Raw genomic sequence first — 18,068 nt, forward strand, 5'->3', positions numbered from 1 at the left:
CTCCACTGATTTATTTGAGAAGATTATCACATACGGAAAATCAGAATATTCACATGCAGGAAAAATCGAAGTCTGGTTTGTGCCATTTATATTAACGGCCTAATCTGCAAGGAATGATACGGATTAACCCCTATTCGTCTGAGTCGGATGAATCATCCGCATCACGGTCGTGCGTTCTTGAGCCGTCTCCGGTGATATCGATAGCGGAAGCGGGTTTCTCCCGGCCTTTGATTGGGCCAGGTTCATACACGTCCTGTGTTTTCACGGTAATGTATTTCAACACTTGATCATCGATTCGAGAAATACGCTCGATTTCGTTAACCGCATCGGGGTTACTGGCATATTCAATGTAGAGATAATATCCTTGCCTTTCTTTCTTGATATGATAGGCAAGCTTTTTCATGCCCCACTTATCTACATTGACTGCTTCGCCATCAAACTTCTGGATAATTCCGCTGAATTTTTCGATGAGTGCATCAATGCCTTCTTCACTGACATTCGGCCTGATGATGAAAATGGTTTCATACCTGCGCATAAATTTCCTCCTTTTGGTCATTAGATAGGCCCCCGTTTGTTTTCAAATTAAAACGAGAGCAAGAAGGTATGGTGAGTTAACTACCTTACGATTTAAAACAAGTTGATCTTGATACCATAACATATGAATTTATGTCAAATAATATATTTCGGAATTTCAATAATATGAACGCCTCACAGCTCAATGATTATTTTGGTCATTTGGCCTGTTTTTTTGTTTGGCATGATTCCAGAGAACCAATAATTCCTCAAGACTATGGTCTGATATCTTTTTCCCTTGCTCGGTTACAGACTTTTCGATCTCTGAGAATCTTGATACGAATTTTTTGATTACCTTCTGTAATGCCTCATCCGCATTGACATTACAAAGCCTGGCGATGTTTATCGTGGTGAACAGAATGTCGCCGATCTCTTCGGCAATATGGGATTTGTTTTCTGTGACCAGGGCTTCTTTGAGTTCAGTGATTTCTTCGGACAATTTTTCCAGCGGCATGGCCATATCCTGCCATTCAAAACCGCATCTGGCGGCTCTGCTGGAAATTTTTTGAGCTTTTAGCATGGTTGGCAGGGACTTTGGGAGTGAGGCCATAATGCTGTTGTTTTTGTCCTTGTTTTCAATGTCCTTGATGCTTTGCCATTTTCTTCGAAGGGCTTCTTCTGATTCCGGAATATAATTCTCAAATACATGGGGATGGCGACGGATCATTTTTTCGGTGATGCCGTCGATAACGTCGTCAAAGGAGAAGTGGCCATTTTCTTCAAAGAGGTTATTGATGAAAATTATCTGAAACAAAAGGTCACCCAGCTCTTCTCTGATGTGATCGGGATTACCAAGGTCTAGTGCGTCATAAAGCTCATGAGCCTCCTCAATCAGATAATGTTTGAATGTCTGAGGTGTTTGCTTGATATCCCAGGGACAGCCGTCCGGCTCACGCAGGCGGGCAATAATTTTTTTTAATTTGCTGATTTTGTTGCTGGTTGATTCCATTGTTATGATTTTGGTCTTTGTTTAATATTGGTCTGATTATCGTTTTTCAAGGAGGCTGTCGGAGAACTACGTTTATTACCTTATTAAGAGTATTGGCGGCGATAATTGATGGACTCGTGAAAAGTCATTGTTGCAAAAGGTCCACCAAACAAAATATACATATTATACCGCAATAACTCGATGAAATCGCTCTTTTCGAATTCATCATAATTCAGTATCTGACTTTTTACGAGATTATCATAATTGAGCCTCATTCCTTAAAGACAGGGAATAATATTTATCAATAATAATTTTTTGATGAATTTTTTGTTCTCATTTCCATAAACTAGAAAGTCAACTAGTTATTTTTGTACGGAAAGACAGGAAGATATTTGTTTCTTTTTCGGGTAAAAAGAAGCATAGTACTTGTTAAATCAATCTTGCTAAAAACGATATAATGCTTATTATCCATTAAATAAAATGTATTTCCCAGCAAACGTATTCATTTTTTATTTGAAATGAGTATTGTTTTTTTGTTATAATAGGTCAATTCAATCAAACCATTTCATTTTATAGTTTTTTTCGATATCTTGAACTCAGCTTAATTAATAAAAAATGTATTCGTATTTTCCGTCTCTATCCCGGAAGGAAAAGTAGTATTAAACTTTTTATATGGAGTATAAACGTGGATAAAAAAATTCTTTTGGAAAAGCATAAAGACATCGCAAGAATTGACCAGGAATCAAAACGAACTCATGGCTGGTATGTCAGGGTTCGGTATTATGGTAAAACTCATTCGAAGTTTTTTTCAGATGGCAAGTGTGGTGGAAGGTATTCAAGTCTACTTTCTGCCTTGGCATGGCGTGATGAAACTGAAAAGAAGTTAGGGAAAGTACGTACCGACAAACACATCGTAACTGTAAGCAACACAAAGACCGGTGTTGTCGGGGTGCGCTTGAATGAAAAATTGAACAGATATGAAGTGAGCTGGGTTAACCCTCACAGTAAACAGGGCAAAACTTCAGTTTCCATCAGAAAGCATGGAAAAAAGAAAGCTTTTGAATTGGCCTGCAGCATCAGAAAAACGAAAGAAACTGAAAGACTTGCCGCCTAGTACGTTTATCCTTTTTACATTGTTATAATTGCAAAGAGGCTGCTTCATTTATGAAGCAGCCTCTTTTTTTAACTTTACATCCCTTTGCTTACAAATTCATCCCATAACTTGTTTTTCACCACTAACCCGGATATTTTACGAGCTAAGTTTGTGTCCGAAAGCATGTTCAAGAATACGTTTGCCGACTCCGAGTCGAGCTCTTAATTCTGAAGGTTTGCAAGGCTTGACGAGATATTCATCCGCTCCCCCGTCCAGGGCGAGTATCTGTTCTTCTTTGGATTTTCTTGCACTGAACATAATTGTGTAGACATAGGGGCCTGAAGTTCTGGTGCGCAGTCGTTGGCATATCTGCATGCCGGTAATTCCCGGAAGGTTCCAGTCGATAATGGCGAGCAGGATATCGTGATTTTCTGCGATTATTTTCCATGCGTCGTCGCCATTATCAGCTTCGATAGGATCAAAACCCCATTTTTTAAGAAAATTGTTCAGTCCTTTACGGACAACTTTATTATCTTCCGCAATAAGTACTTTCATGCGCGGAGGGGAATTTTTTTCTGGTGCTTTAGTTTTTTCATCGCTCATTCGTCTGTCCTCAAGATCACGGTAAATTACGAAGAAATTAAATGTTTCTGCGGTAATTAGTACAAAAAAAGCCAATAATATATGTAAAGACATTATATGTTTTAATTGTAAAGGAAAGGAAGCAAAATTATTTCACGTTTCCTCTTGACTGACGTATAAAGAAAAACTAAAATAAAAAATTTCTGAATACCTATTCATTTAACATGATATGATAAAAACATTGTCTTGATAAGTTATAAATTTTATCTTTTTGTATAGAGTGTAACTCTTGGTTATTATTTTATTTTTGTTTGGTAAATACTTTTACTGTTAAGGAGGATGAAATTATGTCTGTAAACGTTGTAGGTCATTCTAATCCCGATACCGATTCTGTTGCAGCTGCAATCGCTTATGCCCATTATCTTAATGAGACGGGGACGGAAGCTGTTGCCTGTATGCAAATTAATGAATCAAAACTTAATCCCGAGAGCAAGACTGTTCTTGCAAAGTTCGGCCTTGCTGCACCCAAGGAAATGACAGACGCAGCCGGTAAAAAAGTTGCGCTTGTTGATTTCAGTGATATTGGTCAGGCGCCGGCTAATATCAAGGATGCTACTGTTGTCGGCATTGTTGATCATCATAAAATTGGTGATATCACCACCAACAATCCTATTTTTGCGTACTGTCAGCCTGTTGGATGCACCTGCACCGTACTCTATGAAATGTTCAAGAATAATAAGGTCAATTTACCCAAAAATATCGCTGGTGCGATGCTTTCCGCAATCCTGAGCGACACGGTCAATTTCAAATCGCCAACCTGTACCCCTGCTGACAAGGCTGCGGTTGCAGCCCTGAAAGGCGTTGCCGGGGTTTCCGATACTGACGGGCTTTTCATGGAAATGCTCAAAGCAAAATCATCAGTCGCTGGTGTGCCTATTAAAGATCTGCTTTTCCGAGATTATAAAGATTTTGATATGAACGGCAAAAAAGTCGGCATCGGTCAGATCGAACTTGCTTCACTTGATCAGGTTGCTGATATCCGCGCCGCCCTTTACAAGGCGGTTCAAGAGGTCAAGGCAGAAGGTCGTCATTCGGTTCTTTTCATGCTTACTGATGTTGTCAAGGAAGGCACCGATCTTATGGTCGCCTCTGATGATGCAGCGCTTATCGAGAAAACCTTTAAAGGTAAAATCGTCGGCCAGTCAATGTGGGTCGCCGGCATGATGAGCCGCAAGAAACAGGCTGTACCGCCGCTTCAGACTGCTTTCGGTTGCTAAATAGTTCAGCGCCATCTAGTTAAACAAAACGGGCCGGGAAAATTGATCTTCCCGGCCCGTTTTGTTTTTAGTCTTTGATAATTCCGGTAATTTTATTGGGTTGCAGCCTGAGAACACCCAAGAAGCTTCATTTTATTTAAGTAAACAAAGGCCTCATCGCGATCAGGAGTATGGCATCTCTTACAGACAATTTCACCGGGGATTGATTGCAGTGGCCAACCTGACGGGTCTGCAGAATGTCTATTCCCTGGACCATGGCAGGTCTCACAGCCAACCTGCAGAAATTCCTCCGGCAGTTTGAGTGCATTGGAAACATCTCCGGAGTATGCCGGAGTTATATGGCAGGGGAGGCAATCGAGATTATATTGCTGCTGCTGATTAATTAAAGTCTGGTAAGCATTTCGGTGCTTGCTTTTCTGCCAGAACAAGGTTTGCTGGTCGTGACATTTTGCGCAGATTTTCCAGCCGGTATAGAGATTATTACTTTGAAATGATGCTTGATCCTCGGAATTCTTCTGCGGGCTCACATTTTGGGCAAGGTTTTTTCCGGCCTCGTTGACTTTCTTTTTTGTCTCTTCGACAATTTCTTTTACCTCTTTATGGTCTGGCATTGAAATATCCAGTGGGAAAAAACGATTGGCAAAGGTGGAAAAGAGTAATCCTTTCTTTTTTTGATATTCAATATCCTTTTCAATGGCGTTTATTTCATCTGCAAGAGCATCATGCTTTTGGACCAGGTTTCGGTAGCTGGAAAGTCTCCTTGGATCTGTCTTGAAAATTTCCTCCGGGTCGCCTTTTGAAGTAAAACGTTTGACCTGCCATGCATACCGATCAAGGTTCTGCCGGAGTGTGAGTAAAGAGTCTGTATTGTCAACGCCCCAAGCCTTTGAAGCGCTCCAGTTAAAACGAAGCAAACCGAAATATTTTCCACGGTTGGCGGTCTCAAAAACAAGGGTGTTGGCATGTTGAACCGGATTCAGATTGGCGCTTGTCGGCTGGGCCTGGAGGATCATGTGGATATTGGTCAGCTCTTTGGTAATTTGCAGATTTTCAGTAGCGCTGAGGCTTGAAAGCAGGATTACCATATCACAGGATTGTGATAAATCTTCAGCGAGCTGTGGAAGTATCTGCGTCCATGGCAGAATTGCGGCATCATCTTTTTTGGAAAAAGTGCCCGGAGTGACGTTTTCAGTTATCCCGATAATTCCTACCTTAAGGTCGCCGATTTTTCTTATGGAGCTTGATTCGAAGATGGGTTGATTCGTGGAAATTCGAACCAGGTTTGCGCTGAGCCAGGGGAATTGGGACCTGTCGCGGATATTAATTAAAAAGTCGAGCCCTGCAGCAAGGTCATGTCTGCTGATGCCAACCGCATCATAATTCATTGCATTATATGCGGCGACAATACCTGTTGCGGTGATTTCATCCTGGGATTGTTTGCCGGGATTGAGCCTCTCGTTTTTAAAAAGTAAAGCACCTGCATCGAGGATCAGATAAGGAGCGGTATTTTCCTTGATGATTTCTTTGATTTGGTAGGCTTTTTTGGACAGACCGCCCAATTGACGGCTTTTTCAGCCGCAGGGTTCGGTTTCTCCCTGGACATTGTTGGAATAGAAAATCATATATTCCTGAGGGGCTGCAGCCTGAGCAACATCCATCGCACAAAAAACAAAAAGCAGACTGACAACAAGAGATGGCAGGAAATGCTGTGTTCTCAGCATGAAATTCTCCTTAAGCAAGAAGTGATATCGAGATAATTTTTTCTAAAAATTATTTGCCGCCGACATGTTAGCCGAAAGGAGAAACAGATTCGACGTCTACCCTGTCTGAAAAAATTATTCAGTCACTTGGTGCAAACTGTAATCGGAAAAATATCCGAAACCTAATTTAATATCATAAAACAGATTGCTGTCCAATTTTTCAAAACTGTTCTTCAAACATTTTTGAGGAGTTGTTTATACTATTATCAAAGAATCAGCAAAGAACAAGGGCGATTATTTTTTCCGTTTTTTTCGTTCCAGTAATATTTTACGCCATTTTTCCAATCTGTCTTTGATAATCGCCTCATGGCCACGATTCGTCGGGTGATAGAATCTTTTTCCTGCGAGGGATTCCGGCAGATGTTCCTGCTCGACTAAGGCATCAGGGTCATCATGAGCATATTGATATCCCTTTCCGTAGCCAAGGTTTTTCATGAGTTTCGTCGGAGCATTTCTGATATGAAGTGGCGGGGGCAGGCTGCCTGATTTTCTGATTTCCTCCGAAACCTGATTGAACGCCGCATAAGTTGCATTGCTTTTTGCGGCGGTGGCAAGATAGATTACCGCTTGAAAAAGGGCCAGTTCTCCCTCAGGGGAACCCAGAATATGATAACTTTCGCGGGCATTGAGGGCGATATTCAGGGCTTGCGGGTCGGCATTACCGATATCTTCAGAAGCGAAACGGATCAGGCGGCGGGCGATATAGAGCGGTTCCTCGCCGCCCTGCAGCATCCTTCCCAGCCAGTATAAGGCGCCGTCGGGGTCGCTGTCCCGGAGGCTTTTGTGCAGGGCTGATATCAGGTTATAATGCTCTTCGCCGTTTTTATCGTAGCGGAGGAAACGCTGCTGCACCGCTTCTTCAATTATCTCAATACTGATAGTTGATGGTGAATCATCGGGGCGAGCAGCCAGGGATGCGGCGATCTCCAGGCTGTTGAGCAGCGCCCGTGCATCACCGTCTGATGCATTGACCAGATGATCAAGGGCATCGGTGTCAAAAACCAGATGCAGTTTGCCCAGGCCGTTTTCAGGATCTTCGGCGGCGCGAAGAGCAATGGTTTTCAGCTCTTCGGGTTCAAGGGGGTACAGCACCAGCACCTGGCACCGGGAGAGCAGGGGAGAAATGACGTGAAACGATGGGTTTTCGGTTGTTGCGCCGATTAAGGTGAGGAGGCCGCATTCCACATGGGGCAGAAAGGCGTCCTGCTGGCTTTTATTGAACCGGTGAATTTCGTCGACAAAGAGGATGGTGGATTCGCCCTGTTGGTCTTTCAGTTGTCGGGCTTTAGCGACAATCTCGCGGATTTCCTTGACGCCGGAAAGCACTGCCGAGAAAAACTCAAAAGAGTATCCTGATTGTCTCGCGAGAATTCTTGCAAGAGTGGTTTTTCCGGTGCCCGGCGGCCCCCAGAGAAGAAGTGATGGGATCTGCTTCTGCTCCAGGAGTTTTCCCAATAATTTATTGTTGCCCAACAGGTGCTGCTGGCCGACGAAATCGGCCAGAACCCTGGGGCGCATCCTTTCCGCCAGGGGCGCTAGAGCTGTCTGGATTATTGTTTGCTGTCCGGTCATTTGTATTTCTTATGACAGGCTTTGGTCATTCTGTTGATTTCAGCCAGTTGCGCAGCGGCATTTTCAAGGTCGCCTTTTTCGATGGAAGCCAGGAAGTCCTTGAGGATAATGGTGCACTCATCCCACTCGGCCTGCCAGTCCCGTTCAACGAACAGGGTGTAATCATCCCAGGTTTTACGTAAATTTTCAAGCTGATTGGCGGCGGGCGTCTCTGCATTGAGAATTGCGGTAGAAACATTTTTCCAGAGGCGGTTCAGGGATTTTTTGAGTTGTTTTTCTGCCGGCGAACCGCTTTTTTTTCTGTACGGTTTTTTTGCAGCGTTACCCCTGATTTTCACAGCTGCTGATTGTTCGGATATTTCCTGCAGGTGTATTTCCTTGGAGCTGCCGATTGTTGCCTGCAGGAAAATTTCAAGTTGAAAAGTATCGCCTTTTTGTTTTTCTTTAATTTTGAATTGGGTAATTTCCTTGATCGGCGTGCTCTTGTTGTCAGCCGTGAGTTGACCGGCGATGATTTCCTCAGCGAGCCTGGAAAGAGTTTCCGCAGCCTTTTGTGACAGGTATTTTTTATCCGCCGTATTTTTCAATTTTCCATTCCTTTAGGGAATAATCGCATGTCCCGGCTTGCCTTAGGAGGACATTTCAGTAGCTTTGCTATGTGAGATATTTTTTACACTCTGTTCTTATCAATTGCCTGCTAACCTTCAAGAAACCATTTATTTTCTGACCATTCCCTGTTAGCACTGAAATGTTCGTGAGAAATGCAGGTTAAACCATCATGCCCGGTAAAAGCATTCGGCACGAAGGGGAAGATACCGGGAAAATAATCATCAGCGGTACAATGCAATTGTTTACTCGCTTGAGAAATAATACTCACTATTATAGTCGCAATTTTCTTCACGTCAAATTTCCTGGAAGGAGAGGAAAGTCACCCGGATCTATTGCGAACCTTGTCATCTGATTAACTATGTATCTGCCTGAAACGGCAAAGAAAAAGTATTTCTGGACAGCGACTTTGATTAGTGAAATCCCACTCGTTAATCAATAAAAACAACAACTGCGGTGATGTTGTCCTTGCCGCCGCCTTCATTTGCCCGGTCAACCAGCAGGTTGCTCGCCTGTTCCGGGGACTCGGCGTTGGTGATGATCCGGTGCATTTCATCATGATCGACCATGGACCAGAGGCCGTCTGAACACAGTAAAATACGATTTCCCGGGCGAATGTTGCGGGTGTGGTATTCCGGGTCTTCATTAAAAGGAAATCCTATTGCCCTGGTCACAACATGGCGGGGCGGCGGTACGATTTCCATGGTCATATCATCATCCCGCACTTTCTGGTCAAATTTTGCCAGAGACGTATGGTCTGTAGTTATCTGTTCAAGCTTTTTTTCATCGGCAATATAGCAGCGTGCGTCTCCGACATGGCAGGTATGCAGGGAATTGCCGGCAACAAGGCAGGAGACAAAGGTGCAGCCCATGCCCTGGAGATCATCATCAGAGGCGGCAAGGGTCATGACCTTTTCATTTGCCTTTCTCAAGCCGTTGATCAGCGCGTGACGAATTTCTTCATTGCTGCCCTGCAGGTTCTTGCCGGCTTTGTTGATAATGTAATCGGTAAGTGCCTCTATGGCGATACGGCTTGCAACTTCACCGGCATTGTGGCCGCCCATGCCGTCCGCGACCAGGAAGACATGTTGTTCCGGAAGGATGCAAAAGGCATCTTCGTTGTGGCCTCGAACTCTTCCCGTATCGGTACGGCCATAGCTTGCCAGTGGTTTGGGAGGTGGACTGAATAGTTTTTTTATGAAATCAAGCATGATATTCTTTTGTTTGGGGATAAGATTGATCTGTTCCGCGTTGGCGGCCGTGTTTATCTTCGCCTGAATCAGGGGTTCTGGTTGTGCAAATATCAGTATTCATATCATTAATGAAACCTGAGCTTATAGATTATCATCCAGAACAATATGGCCCCGTCCTGTCTTCCGGCAAGGAATGTATGGGGCTTAGGCCCCAGGGCAAGACTGGTAATTCCGTCCCCTCTGCCGTCCAGGGTATACACGCAATTGCCGGTTTCACTGTTCCAGATTTTAAGAATGTCATCTTCACAGCCGGTGACGACGGTCCATTTATCCGGCAGGATGATTGCCGAAGTGATGGTTTCTTCGTGGGCCTGAAAAGATTTGAGATTCCTTCCTGTGCTGCTTTCCCAGACTTTTACATCATGATCCTGACTCACGGAAATGAACCGGTTCCCATCAATCGCTGCCGAAAGAGTAACCAGCGGCACCTGATGGGCCTCAATAATCCGGATGTATTCATTGTCGGTTGCCGACCATATCCGGAGTTTGCTGTCATCGCTGCCGGTGATAAGATCAAGATTCTTGTTCAAGTAATTAATTGATCGTATCCCCCCTGATTCAGGGATCGAAATGGTCCTGGCTTTCTGGGTGGCAAGACCGTAGAATTTTATATTGCCGTCAAGATCACCTGAAACCAGCCATTGGTTGTCCGGGCTGAAGGTAAGGGCGGTGATCGGCGCTTTATGGGCAATCTCAATGGGATAATTTTTCCCCTGGTTAATTGACCAGACCCGTACTTTGCCGTCTTCGGTGCCGAATGCCAGGCGTTCTCCATCGCTGGAAACCGCAAGAGAGTGTATCGGCTTATTTTTTTCTCCTAATATTTCAGGATTCTGCTTGGGTTTTGAAAGATCATGCAACTTGAGCAGGCCGTCGGGCCCGGATGAGGCGATTTTCCAGGTTCCGGGCACTGAAGCAAGGCAGGTGACCGGACTGTCGGTTCCCTTCAGGGTCAGGAACCGTTGCGCGCCGGCAACCGACTCTTTTTCACCAATGGGCAGGAGTTGTTCATAAACGTTATTGAGGATCTTGTCCTTTTTGAAGCCGTTATTCCGCCAGGCGGTGAGCAGGACATTATGGCATTCTTCGAACCTTTTATTCCGCAGGTGATCCCGCACACTACGTTGCACCGAGTGGTATAATTGTCCTTCCCTGAATATTTCAACGGAAACTTTTGGAGTACAGAGCTTGTATTCGGGAAATTGAATTTCCGGTAATGGTTCTTTTTTACGCTGTGCGGCAATCATTTCCTTGAAGCTTAACTCCATGTCGTCAAGAAGGGTCATTTTGGGGAATCTTTTCTTGGTTGCTTCAATCTGTCGTAAAATACGCTGCGGCGTGCTGTTTCCTTCCCGCCAGCGAAGCAGGATGAGGTTGTAGATCGCTTCGGGCAGCAGATCATTTATTTCAAGGGAATGCTGCAGACAGGCGACGGCCTCTTTTTCCCTGCCCAGTTCGAACAGGGAAACCGCCCGGTTGTTCATGCTGTCGGCGCGAAGGTCGATATTGGTGAGAACCGCATAGGGACAGGCAACCTTGAACAGACTGGTGTAGGCTTCATTTAAATCGGCGCGCATTGCAGCAAAATCAGGGTAGCGGTCTTCCATATCAAAGGCGACGCTCTTTTTTAATAATTCAACCAGAATGGGCGGGAAAGTGACAACGGGATTGGCCGGCACCGGTTCGGGAATTTCATTTCTCTGGACATTCCTTTTAAATGGTTTCTGACCGCAGAGCATCATCCACAGACACAATCCGAAAGAAAAGATGTCGGTGCGCCGGTCAACCTTATGCGCATCGCGAAACTGCTCCGGCGAAGCATATCCGGGTGTGCCACGGAAACCGACGGTGGATTCGTTTTCTGCATCATCTTCGGAGAGGGTCAATGGTGCTTCTTTTTCTCCGGTATCTTTGCCGCTGATTTTTTTTTGGTCCAGCAGAATGCCGAAGTCGGTAATTTTCAGCAGGGCGTTTTTGGTAACCAGGATATTCTGGGGTTTTATGTCCCGGTGGATGAGTCCCTTGGAATGGGTGTATTCCATGCCGTGGCAGAACTGAATGGCCAGAGAAAGGGTGGTGCGCAGGTCTTTACATCTTCCGGCCTTGATCCAGTCATCAAGACTGCCACCGTCAATGAATTCAATAAACAGGTGGGGGATTTTTTCCAGCGAAAGCACGTAATAACAGGCGGCGACATTGGGATGCATACCCAGATGCACCCATGATTTTGCTTCGGTGAGAATGCGTTTCATTCCTTCACGGTCGGCAAGAACCTGGGGTCTCGGGGATTTAATGGCAATCTTGATTCCCCAGCCGAGATGATCGCAGATATAGACCTTGCCCATTGATCCTGACATGACATTTTCGACCTTGTATCGATCGATAATCACATCGCCGGGTTGCCAGTTGGGACTGAATACCTTTTTGGGGGGAGGGGTGTTTTTTTCCTCGGAAGTCGGAGGGGCGGGCTCAGGGATTTCGGTCGCTTTCGCTTTTGGTTTTACCAGCTTGTTGAAAATATTTGAAAGCATTATGTCAAGTTACCTGAATCCAAAGGGCGTTTGTCTGTGACGCAAGGGGATTGAAAGAGTCCGGGTTTCAATCCGGCCACAAAGGAAAGCAAGTCAGACTGTGAAAGAGCCTGGAAAATATAAGGTGCTCATTAAATTCATGGATTACGTGTTTAATCAAAACGCATTCTGCTATTTTTGATTTCAATAATGTCGCCTTTGCGCAAAACACGCTCTTCGCTGATCTGGCTGCCGTTTAATCGTGTTTTTACCCAACTGCGTTGTGGCACGATAATGAATTTATCATCCTTGGTAATTATATAGCACTGGGCCCCGGCGACAAACCAGCCGCCAATAACCATATCGCATGAAGGGTCTTTGCCGATTTTGACGCTGCTTTTACCGTCAAGTGAAATCGCTTTGGGGGTGGCGTCACCTTCAACAACCAGGATCTGGTTATTTGGTTTTTCCTTGACGGAACGGTCCATCACCTGGGGAACCTTTGAAGCGGTTTTGGTGCTGACAAAAACGGTTTCGTCTTCCATGTCCATATCCATGGAACTCGCTGAGACGGCCGCAGTGTCCTGAGTAAGCATATCTGCCGGCAACAAACGGAATTTTCCGATATTGATAGTATCGGAAAGCGCGATAGGAATTGACTGGTCGATCCTTTTGCCGTTTACAAATGTACCGTTCGTGCTTTTGAGATCCGAGAGATAGTATACGCCGTCATTGAGTTCAAGACTTGAGTGTTTTCTTGAGATCGCGGTGTTGTCAATAATGACGGCCGCATCGCTTCCACGGCCGATGGTTAAAACTTGACCGTCTACAATAGTAAAACGTTTAATGATTTTGTCGTGGAGGGTAAGAGCCCATTCGGTCATGATATGTTCCCCTGGTTTTTATTGTTGCGGAAAAGTTAACTATTTAATTTTTTGTATTAAACAACCTGAACGGTACGATTCTCTGGCAGTTTTTTTCGAAATGTTTTTTCAACGTGAATAGAAACATCATGTGTATCATAAAAAGTTCCATGGGAGGGACCTTTTGATTATAACTGCGGTATTTTGTATAGTGTCTCTCCGACCATGAAATAATGATTGGGGGTATACAATAATAAAGTATAAATTTTACTGGATGAATTGTTTTTTATTGAGTATTTACCGCAAATTATCATTTTAGCTAAGATTAGCATATTTTTAGTTTATGCATAAGAAAAATCTAACTTATCATAGACATTTTGTAAATTTTCTATACAATTTATTTGTTACCTGAAAGATTTTACATGGAGCAGATAAGAGACCGGCGACTATCTGGATTTGTTGACGGACATTTCAAGCTTTGATGAAATCCTGAAAAATGTGATTTCATCGAGTGCTGACGTTGAAACCTGTTGATATTGCGTGGTGTACCTTGTCCCACCGTGACTTATTATGAGGCCATCAAGCCTTGAGAATTCTGACTATATGACCACAGAAGAAAAAATACCTTCGGAACGCCTTTCTGAAATATTTTCCAAGATAAACATGAGTGAACTGCCGGCCATGTCAAGCAATGTCATGGAGTTGCTCTCCCTTGCTGGTGACGGGGTCAGTGGCGCCAATGAACTTGCTGAAATAATTCTCAAGGATTATTCCCTGACTAACAAGGTGTTGCAGGTTGTCAACTCGGCATTTTATTCTCTTTCCCGACCGGTGACCACCATATCACGGGCGATTACCATGCTGGGCTACGATGCCATACGGGATCTGGCCACCCCAATTGCCCTTTTTGAAGATTTTGTCAAATCAGGCGTGGAGAAGGAAGGGATATCCAAGATCCTTGCTGCTTCATTTTTAAGCGGTTTGCAGGCCCGGGACCTGGTGATCCGCAAAAACCTGAAAATGAACTCCGAAGAGGCGTTTATCTGCTCCCTGTTGCGTGATCTGGGGAAAATCATCGTCTGTATCTATCTCCCTGGTTCGTATCGGGAAATAGAAAGTCTGGTTGACAAGGGAGAGGACGAAAATGAGGCCACCAGCAAGGTGCTTGATGAGCTGACTTTTTCCGAGATAGGAATGGAGGTTGCCAAGTTCTGGAATCTTTCTGCAAAGGTTATTGCGGCCATGGAAGTCGACCCCCCCAAACCCCAGAGCACCTATGATGAAGATGCAATGCTCACCAGTCTTGCAGATTTTACCAACCGCCTGGTGGATGCGGTGACTAAGGAAAACGATATCAGTCCTCTGATGAGTAAATACGCCAGGCTCTTCTCTCTGGAATATGATGAGCTGGTCGGTCTGATGAACTGGAGCATTGAGGCGGCCGAAAACATTTCCGCTCCCATGCGTTTTGGGCTGACCAAGCTGAAGATCAAGAGCAAGGTCCTGATTCTTGAATTGTCGATAAAGAATCGGGCCAGGATAAAGAGGCAACCGGCTGGAGACGATGCTGTTGAAGGAGAAACCGGAGAGAGTAAAGAGAAATCGGTTTCAGGGATTGATGCGTTTGTCGATAAACTGATGCATGAGATGTCCGAGACCCTTACCGGTTCTTTTAATATTAATGATGTGTATAAGAAGATACTTGAGGGACTCTGTAAGGGCGTCGGCTATGAAAGGGCGATTCTCTCATTTGTTAAGGCCCGTTCCACAAAGGTTTCTCTGGTCGGCAGAATGGGCTTTGGCGATATTGATTCTCAAGGCGTGGTCGGTTTTGAGCATGCATTATATTCATCATTCATGCTTGCCAATCCCTCATTAGTGATACCCCGGTCCCTTAAGGCATGCAAGGACATGGCAATTCCTGTGAATACCCCGAATGTTTTTCCTGAAGAACTGGATGTATATGTCCGGGATCGGAATGTCTATCTTTTTCCGATATGTATCGATAAAAAGCCCATCGGGCTTTTTTATCTTGACCGCAAGGCGGAATCGCCGCGACTTGATGAAAACCAGCTCAAGGCAACCCGGGTGCTCAGAGATCTTGCGGTTATGGCGATCATCAGGAAACGGGATCAGGAAGAGTAGGGAATCAAGGGGATTACGAAGATTTTTTGATGGTTTCAAGCAGCAATTCGGCTTTTTTCCTGGTTCCATCATCTTCCGGAAGATTTTTCAATGCTTCCTGCAAATGAAACACGGCATTTTTCTGATTTCCTTCATGCCAGAAATAAAGTCCTAATGAGTAATGCCCCTGGCCTTTCTCCCCCATGGCCGCCTTCACCTGTCCCAGATGATAATGAAGCCTTGAATATTCAGGCAATATCGGCAGCAGCTCGTTGTAAAGGGCTAATGCCGTTTTCAATTCGCCTTTCTGTTCGTATGCGCGGGCAAGATAAAAAGCGGTATACGCGCAGTTTCTGTCGGCTTGCCGGGCCTTTGTTAATATCTCAAGTGCCTTGTCGTAATTGCCTTCCTGAAAATAAATGTTTCCGAGGTCTGCTTGCAGGATCGCCTTGTCCGGGAAGAGGGCTATCACCTTGAGCAGCGATTCCCGGGCCTTGTTGAAATCAGCATTGCTCAGATGGACCTGTGCAAGTCCGTAATGCGCAAAGGCTTCCTGGAGAGGGTCTCCCTGGGTCTTTGCCTGGCTCAGGTTGTTGAGGTATCTGGGCAGTAAGGCTGTCGGGTTCCTGGTTAAGGAAAGAATGCGGCTTTTGATTCGCAGGAACGCAAAGTTATCCTGGGGAGGGGAGGTCATATCTCTTGACATGGCAACAAGATCCTGAACATAGCTCAAGCGTTTTTCAGTGTCTGGGTGGGTCAGCAGATAGGGAGGTATGTCTCCCTGGCGGAACTGGCTGATCCGGCGCATTTTCTGGAGCATGGTAACCAGATCATGGGTGTTTCTGTTGCTTTCTTTCATCCACTTGAAGGCAAGCCGGTCTGCCTCCTCTTCATGCTGCCGGCTGAAATAAAGCTCCATGGATGCGCCGGCGGCAATGGACCCGGTAATTACCGCCTGGGAGATGTCTCCGCCTCCCATGGCAATGCCTGCAAGTACCAGGGCAAGAGAGCCCAGATTTATTTTTTGGGATTTCTCAATGCTTTCCGCTATGTGTCTGCTGGTCACATGGCCGATTTCGTGGGCCATGACCCCGACAAGTTCACCTTCTGTGTCCATGGTTTCAATGAGTCCGGAATGAAAAAATATTAGTCCGGACGGCGCGGCAAAGGCATTGAAAACTTTATTGTCGATAACATAAAAATGGTAGTTGAAATATTGCGGCCCTGCCGTGGTAAGGATTGAATGGGCAAGGCCGTTGATGTATTGGGTGATGTCCGGTTCATTGAGGAATTTAAGCTGCTGCCGGACAAGGACCAGCAATTTTTCGCCGGCCTCTTTTTCCTCGCCAACCGTAAAGGCCTGGGCAGGTTTTGGAGTGACAAAACTCAGCAGAAAGATAATCAGCATGCTGAGTATCAGTGGCGAAATTCGCCGGAAACTGTTGTTTGATTTGATCATTTTAAATATCTGTTTAGCCTGAAAAGTCCATGGATTTATGGATTATTAAGGAATAGTTGAGTTTGGAGATGGGGGAGAAAGAAAAAACATTTCAACTGTTATACTGAGTTGAGATGCCTTGAACGCCCAAAAAGTTCCATTCCGCAATGAATGCATACAATAATCTATTGTACGGGTTAATTCAACAACCTGTCCAACGGGCTTTGCAAGGCGTTGATATCTCGCTCCATGACATGGGTATAGATCTCAGTGGTTTTGATGTCGGCATGACCCAGCAGCTGCTGGAGCATCCGTATATTTACCCCGTTTTCAAGCATATGGGTGGCAAAGGAATGCCTCAGGGTGTGGACTGTGGCTTTTTTTTCAATGCCTGCTTTTCGTACAGCGGCTTTGACAGCTTTCTGGAGGCCGGATTCAAGAACATGATGGCGTCTTTCTTTTGCCGATCTCGGGTCAATGGAGCGTTTTTGTGCAGGAAAGACGAATTGCCATGGGGTTTCCCTTGCGCCGTTTTTATATTTCCTTCCCAGGGCGTCGGGCATATAGGCCTCGCCGAAGCCGTCATTCAAATCATCGGCATGCAGTTCTTTGACCCGGTTGACATGAATCCGCAGCTCCTCTTTTATGTTTTGTGGAAAAAGGGCGACTCGGTCTTTTGCACCTTTGCCGTCCCGGATATGGATATTATTATTGCCGAAGTCCAGATCTCCAATGCGCAGCCGGATGCATTCAAGGAGCCGCATGCCGGTTCCGTAGATCAGCTTTCCCATTAATGCGTGAGTGCCGCTCATTTCTTTTATCACCTGGGCAACCTCATCTTTGGTTAGTACCGTCGGCGGACGTTTATTCCGTTTGGCTCGGATAGGCGCAATGTCCCCTAATGGTTTGTCGAGAACATCGCGATAGAGGAAAACCAGGGCGTTAAGGGCCTGGCGTTGGGTGGAGGCGGCTACCTGTCTATTGGTTGCCAGGTGAGACAGGAAGCGCTCAACATGTTTGGCGTCAAGGTCTTTTGGGTGCAGTTTTTTCTCATAAAAATAGATGTATTTCAGGATCCAATGACAATAAGAGGCTTCTGTCCGATAGGCGTAGTGGTAATATCGCAAAGTCTCCCGGACTTGGTCCATGATTTTTAATTGTGGATTGGGACGATATTTCTTCTTGCTTTCCATGTTGACTGTGATAATATCCTGATAAATGGATGTACTCAACAAAAATATGCATAAGTGGACAATTTTTTCCAGTTTGAGCCCTTAATATCCAAATCAATGGATATATCCTCCATTGATAAGGGTAATATGATGGAAACTTTCCAGTTATTTACAATGTTATCTTCCCAAATAAATTGAAGGTAAAATGGGACTAGTAATAAAAAAGGCGAAAAGGGATACCATCTCATACTGTTTACTTGGTTTTGGCATACTCGGTATCGTCATTCATATATTAATTGACCCTTTAGTCTGGTTCA

Annotated in this window: 16 protein-coding genes; 3 read left to right on the top strand and 13 right to left on the bottom strand. The window is 45.0% G+C overall.

Annotated features, from left to right (window positions below):
• Positions 1 to 130: 130 nt before the first annotated feature.
• Both rpsF and mazG read right to left on the bottom strand, forming a co-directional pair.
• A complete protein-coding gene (gene rpsF, locus KKE17_13570) occupies positions 131 to 535 on the bottom strand; it encodes a 30S ribosomal protein S6 (GenBank protein MBU1711026.1) in 405 nt (134 codons plus the stop codon).
• Between the two features lie 180 nt (positions 536 to 715).
• Positions 716 to 1,522: a nucleoside triphosphate pyrophosphohydrolase gene (mazG, locus tag KKE17_13575; protein ID MBU1711027.1), complete on the bottom strand. Its 807-nt coding sequence runs from the start codon at positions 1,520 to 1,522 to the stop codon at positions 716 to 718.
• A 664-nt stretch (positions 1,523 to 2,186) separates the two neighbouring features.
• On the opposite strand from mazG, the gene KKE17_13580 reads away from it, so the two are divergent.
• On the top strand, positions 2,187 to 2,615 hold the full coding sequence (locus KKE17_13580) for an AP2 domain-containing protein (GenBank protein ID MBU1711028.1): 429 nt from the start codon (positions 2,187 to 2,189) through the stop codon (positions 2,613 to 2,615).
• Positions 2,616 to 2,750: 135 nt separating this feature from the next.
• On the opposite strand, the gene KKE17_13585 is transcribed toward KKE17_13580, so the two are convergent.
• Entirely contained in the window at positions 2,751 to 3,197 is a 447-nt protein-coding gene (locus KKE17_13585) for a response regulator transcription factor (protein ID MBU1711029.1), read from the bottom strand.
• A gap of 326 nt (positions 3,198 to 3,523) precedes the next feature.
• On the opposite strand from KKE17_13585, the gene KKE17_13590 reads away from it, so the two are divergent.
• Positions 3,524 to 4,453 (top strand): manganese-dependent inorganic pyrophosphatase, encoded by a 930-nt coding sequence (locus KKE17_13590; protein ID MBU1711030.1) that lies wholly within the window; start codon positions 3,524 to 3,526, stop codon positions 4,451 to 4,453.
• A gap of 92 nt (positions 4,454 to 4,545) precedes the next feature.
• Here KKE17_13590 and KKE17_13595 read toward each other — a convergent pair whose 3' ends face one another.
• The 8 genes from KKE17_13595 to KKE17_13630 form a co-directional block, all read right to left on the bottom strand.
• Positions 4,546 to 6,012 (bottom strand): hypothetical protein, encoded by a 1,467-nt coding sequence (locus KKE17_13595; GenBank protein MBU1711031.1) that lies wholly within the window; start codon positions 6,010 to 6,012, stop codon positions 4,546 to 4,548.
• Between the two features lie 12 nt (positions 6,013 to 6,024).
• A complete protein-coding gene (locus KKE17_13600) occupies positions 6,025 to 6,174 on the bottom strand; it encodes a hypothetical protein (GenBank protein ID MBU1711032.1) in 150 nt (49 codons plus the stop codon).
• A 273-nt stretch (positions 6,175 to 6,447) separates the two neighbouring features.
• On the bottom strand, positions 6,448 to 7,785 hold the full coding sequence (locus KKE17_13605) for a replication-associated recombination protein A (GenBank protein ID MBU1711033.1): 1,338 nt from the start codon (positions 7,783 to 7,785) through the stop codon (positions 6,448 to 6,450).
• Positions 7,782 to 8,372: a hypothetical protein gene (locus tag KKE17_13610; protein MBU1711034.1), complete on the bottom strand. Its 591-nt coding sequence runs from the start codon at positions 8,370 to 8,372 to the stop codon at positions 7,782 to 7,784. Before KKE17_13610 ends, KKE17_13605 begins: the two co-directional genes overlap by 4 nt.
• Before the next feature lie 110 nt (positions 8,373 to 8,482).
• Positions 8,483 to 8,686 (bottom strand): hypothetical protein, encoded by a 204-nt coding sequence (locus tag KKE17_13615; GenBank protein ID MBU1711035.1) that lies wholly within the window; start codon positions 8,684 to 8,686, stop codon positions 8,483 to 8,485.
• A 136-nt stretch (positions 8,687 to 8,822) separates the two neighbouring features.
• Positions 8,823 to 9,602 (bottom strand): protein phosphatase 2C domain-containing protein, encoded by a 780-nt coding sequence (locus KKE17_13620; protein MBU1711036.1) that lies wholly within the window; start codon positions 9,600 to 9,602, stop codon positions 8,823 to 8,825.
• Positions 9,603 to 9,709: 107 nt separating this feature from the next.
• Positions 9,710 to 12,175: a protein kinase gene (locus KKE17_13625; protein MBU1711037.1), complete on the bottom strand. Its 2,466-nt coding sequence runs from the start codon at positions 12,173 to 12,175 to the stop codon at positions 9,710 to 9,712.
• 152 nt (positions 12,176 to 12,327) lie between these two features.
• Entirely contained in the window at positions 12,328 to 13,038 is a 711-nt protein-coding gene (locus tag KKE17_13630) for an FHA domain-containing protein (protein MBU1711038.1), read from the bottom strand.
• A 582-nt stretch (positions 13,039 to 13,620) separates the two neighbouring features.
• On the opposite strand from KKE17_13630, the gene KKE17_13635 reads away from it, so the two are divergent.
• Positions 13,621 to 15,162: an HDOD domain-containing protein gene (locus KKE17_13635; GenBank protein ID MBU1711039.1), complete on the top strand. Its 1,542-nt coding sequence runs from the start codon at positions 13,621 to 13,623 to the stop codon at positions 15,160 to 15,162.
• A 13-nt stretch (positions 15,163 to 15,175) separates the two neighbouring features.
• On the opposite strand, the gene KKE17_13640 is transcribed toward KKE17_13635, so the two are convergent.
• Together KKE17_13640 and KKE17_13645 are read right to left on the bottom strand one after the other, a co-directional pair.
• A complete protein-coding gene (locus KKE17_13640) occupies positions 15,176 to 16,600 on the bottom strand; it encodes a M48 family metalloprotease (GenBank protein ID MBU1711040.1) in 1,425 nt (474 codons plus the stop codon).
• 176 nt (positions 16,601 to 16,776) lie between these two features.
• The gene (locus KKE17_13645; protein ID MBU1711041.1) at positions 16,777 to 17,772 is read right to left on the bottom strand and encodes an integron integrase; all 996 of its coding nucleotides are present in this window, start codon (positions 17,770 to 17,772) and stop codon (positions 16,777 to 16,779) included.
• Between the last annotated feature and the right edge of the window lie 296 nt (positions 17,773 to 18,068).

The organism is Pseudomonadota bacterium, from assembly GCA_018823135.1.
In the GTDB taxonomy this organism is placed as follows: domain Bacteria; phylum Desulfobacterota; class Desulfobulbia; order Desulfobulbales; family CALZHT01; genus JAHJJF01.

What these genes read in the sequence shown, in the direction of transcription:
- KKE17_13620 (MBU1711036.1), bottom strand. Translation starts at nt 9,602, where the DNA reads ATGCTTGATTTCATAAAAAAACTATTCAGTCCACCTCCCAAACCACTG.
- KKE17_13625 (MBU1711037.1), bottom strand. Translation starts at nt 12,175, where the DNA reads ATGCTTTCAAATATTTTCAACAAGCTGGTAAAACCAAAAGCGAAAGCG.
- KKE17_13605 (MBU1711033.1), bottom strand. Translation starts at nt 7,785, where the DNA reads ATGACCGGACAGCAAACAATAATCCAGACAGCTCTAGCGCCCCTGGCG.
- KKE17_13640 (MBU1711040.1), bottom strand. Translation starts at nt 16,600, where the DNA reads ATGATCAAATCAAACAACAGTTTCCGGCGAATTTCGCCACTGATACTC.
- KKE17_13635 (MBU1711039.1), top strand. Translation starts at nt 13,621, where the DNA reads ATGACCACAGAAGAAAAAATACCTTCGGAACGCCTTTCTGAAATATTT.
- rpsF (MBU1711026.1), bottom strand. Translation starts at nt 535, where the DNA reads ATGCGCAGGTATGAAACCATTTTCATCATCAGGCCGAATGTCAGTGAA.
- KKE17_13590 (MBU1711030.1), top strand. Translation starts at nt 3,524, where the DNA reads ATGTCTGTAAACGTTGTAGGTCATTCTAATCCCGATACCGATTCTGTT.
- KKE17_13585 (MBU1711029.1), bottom strand. Translation starts at nt 3,197, where the DNA reads ATGAGCGATGAAAAAACTAAAGCACCAGAAAAAAATTCCCCTCCGCGC.
- KKE17_13630 (MBU1711038.1), bottom strand. Translation starts at nt 13,038, where the DNA reads ATGACCGAATGGGCTCTTACCCTCCACGACAAAATCATTAAACGTTTT.
- mazG (MBU1711027.1), bottom strand. Translation starts at nt 1,522, where the DNA reads ATGGAATCAACCAGCAACAAAATCAGCAAATTAAAAAAAATTATTGCC.
- KKE17_13645 (MBU1711041.1), bottom strand. Translation starts at nt 17,772, where the DNA reads ATGGAAAGCAAGAAGAAATATCGTCCCAATCCACAATTAAAAATCATG.
- KKE17_13600 (MBU1711032.1), bottom strand. Translation starts at nt 6,174, where the DNA reads ATGCTGAGAACACAGCATTTCCTGCCATCTCTTGTTGTCAGTCTGCTT.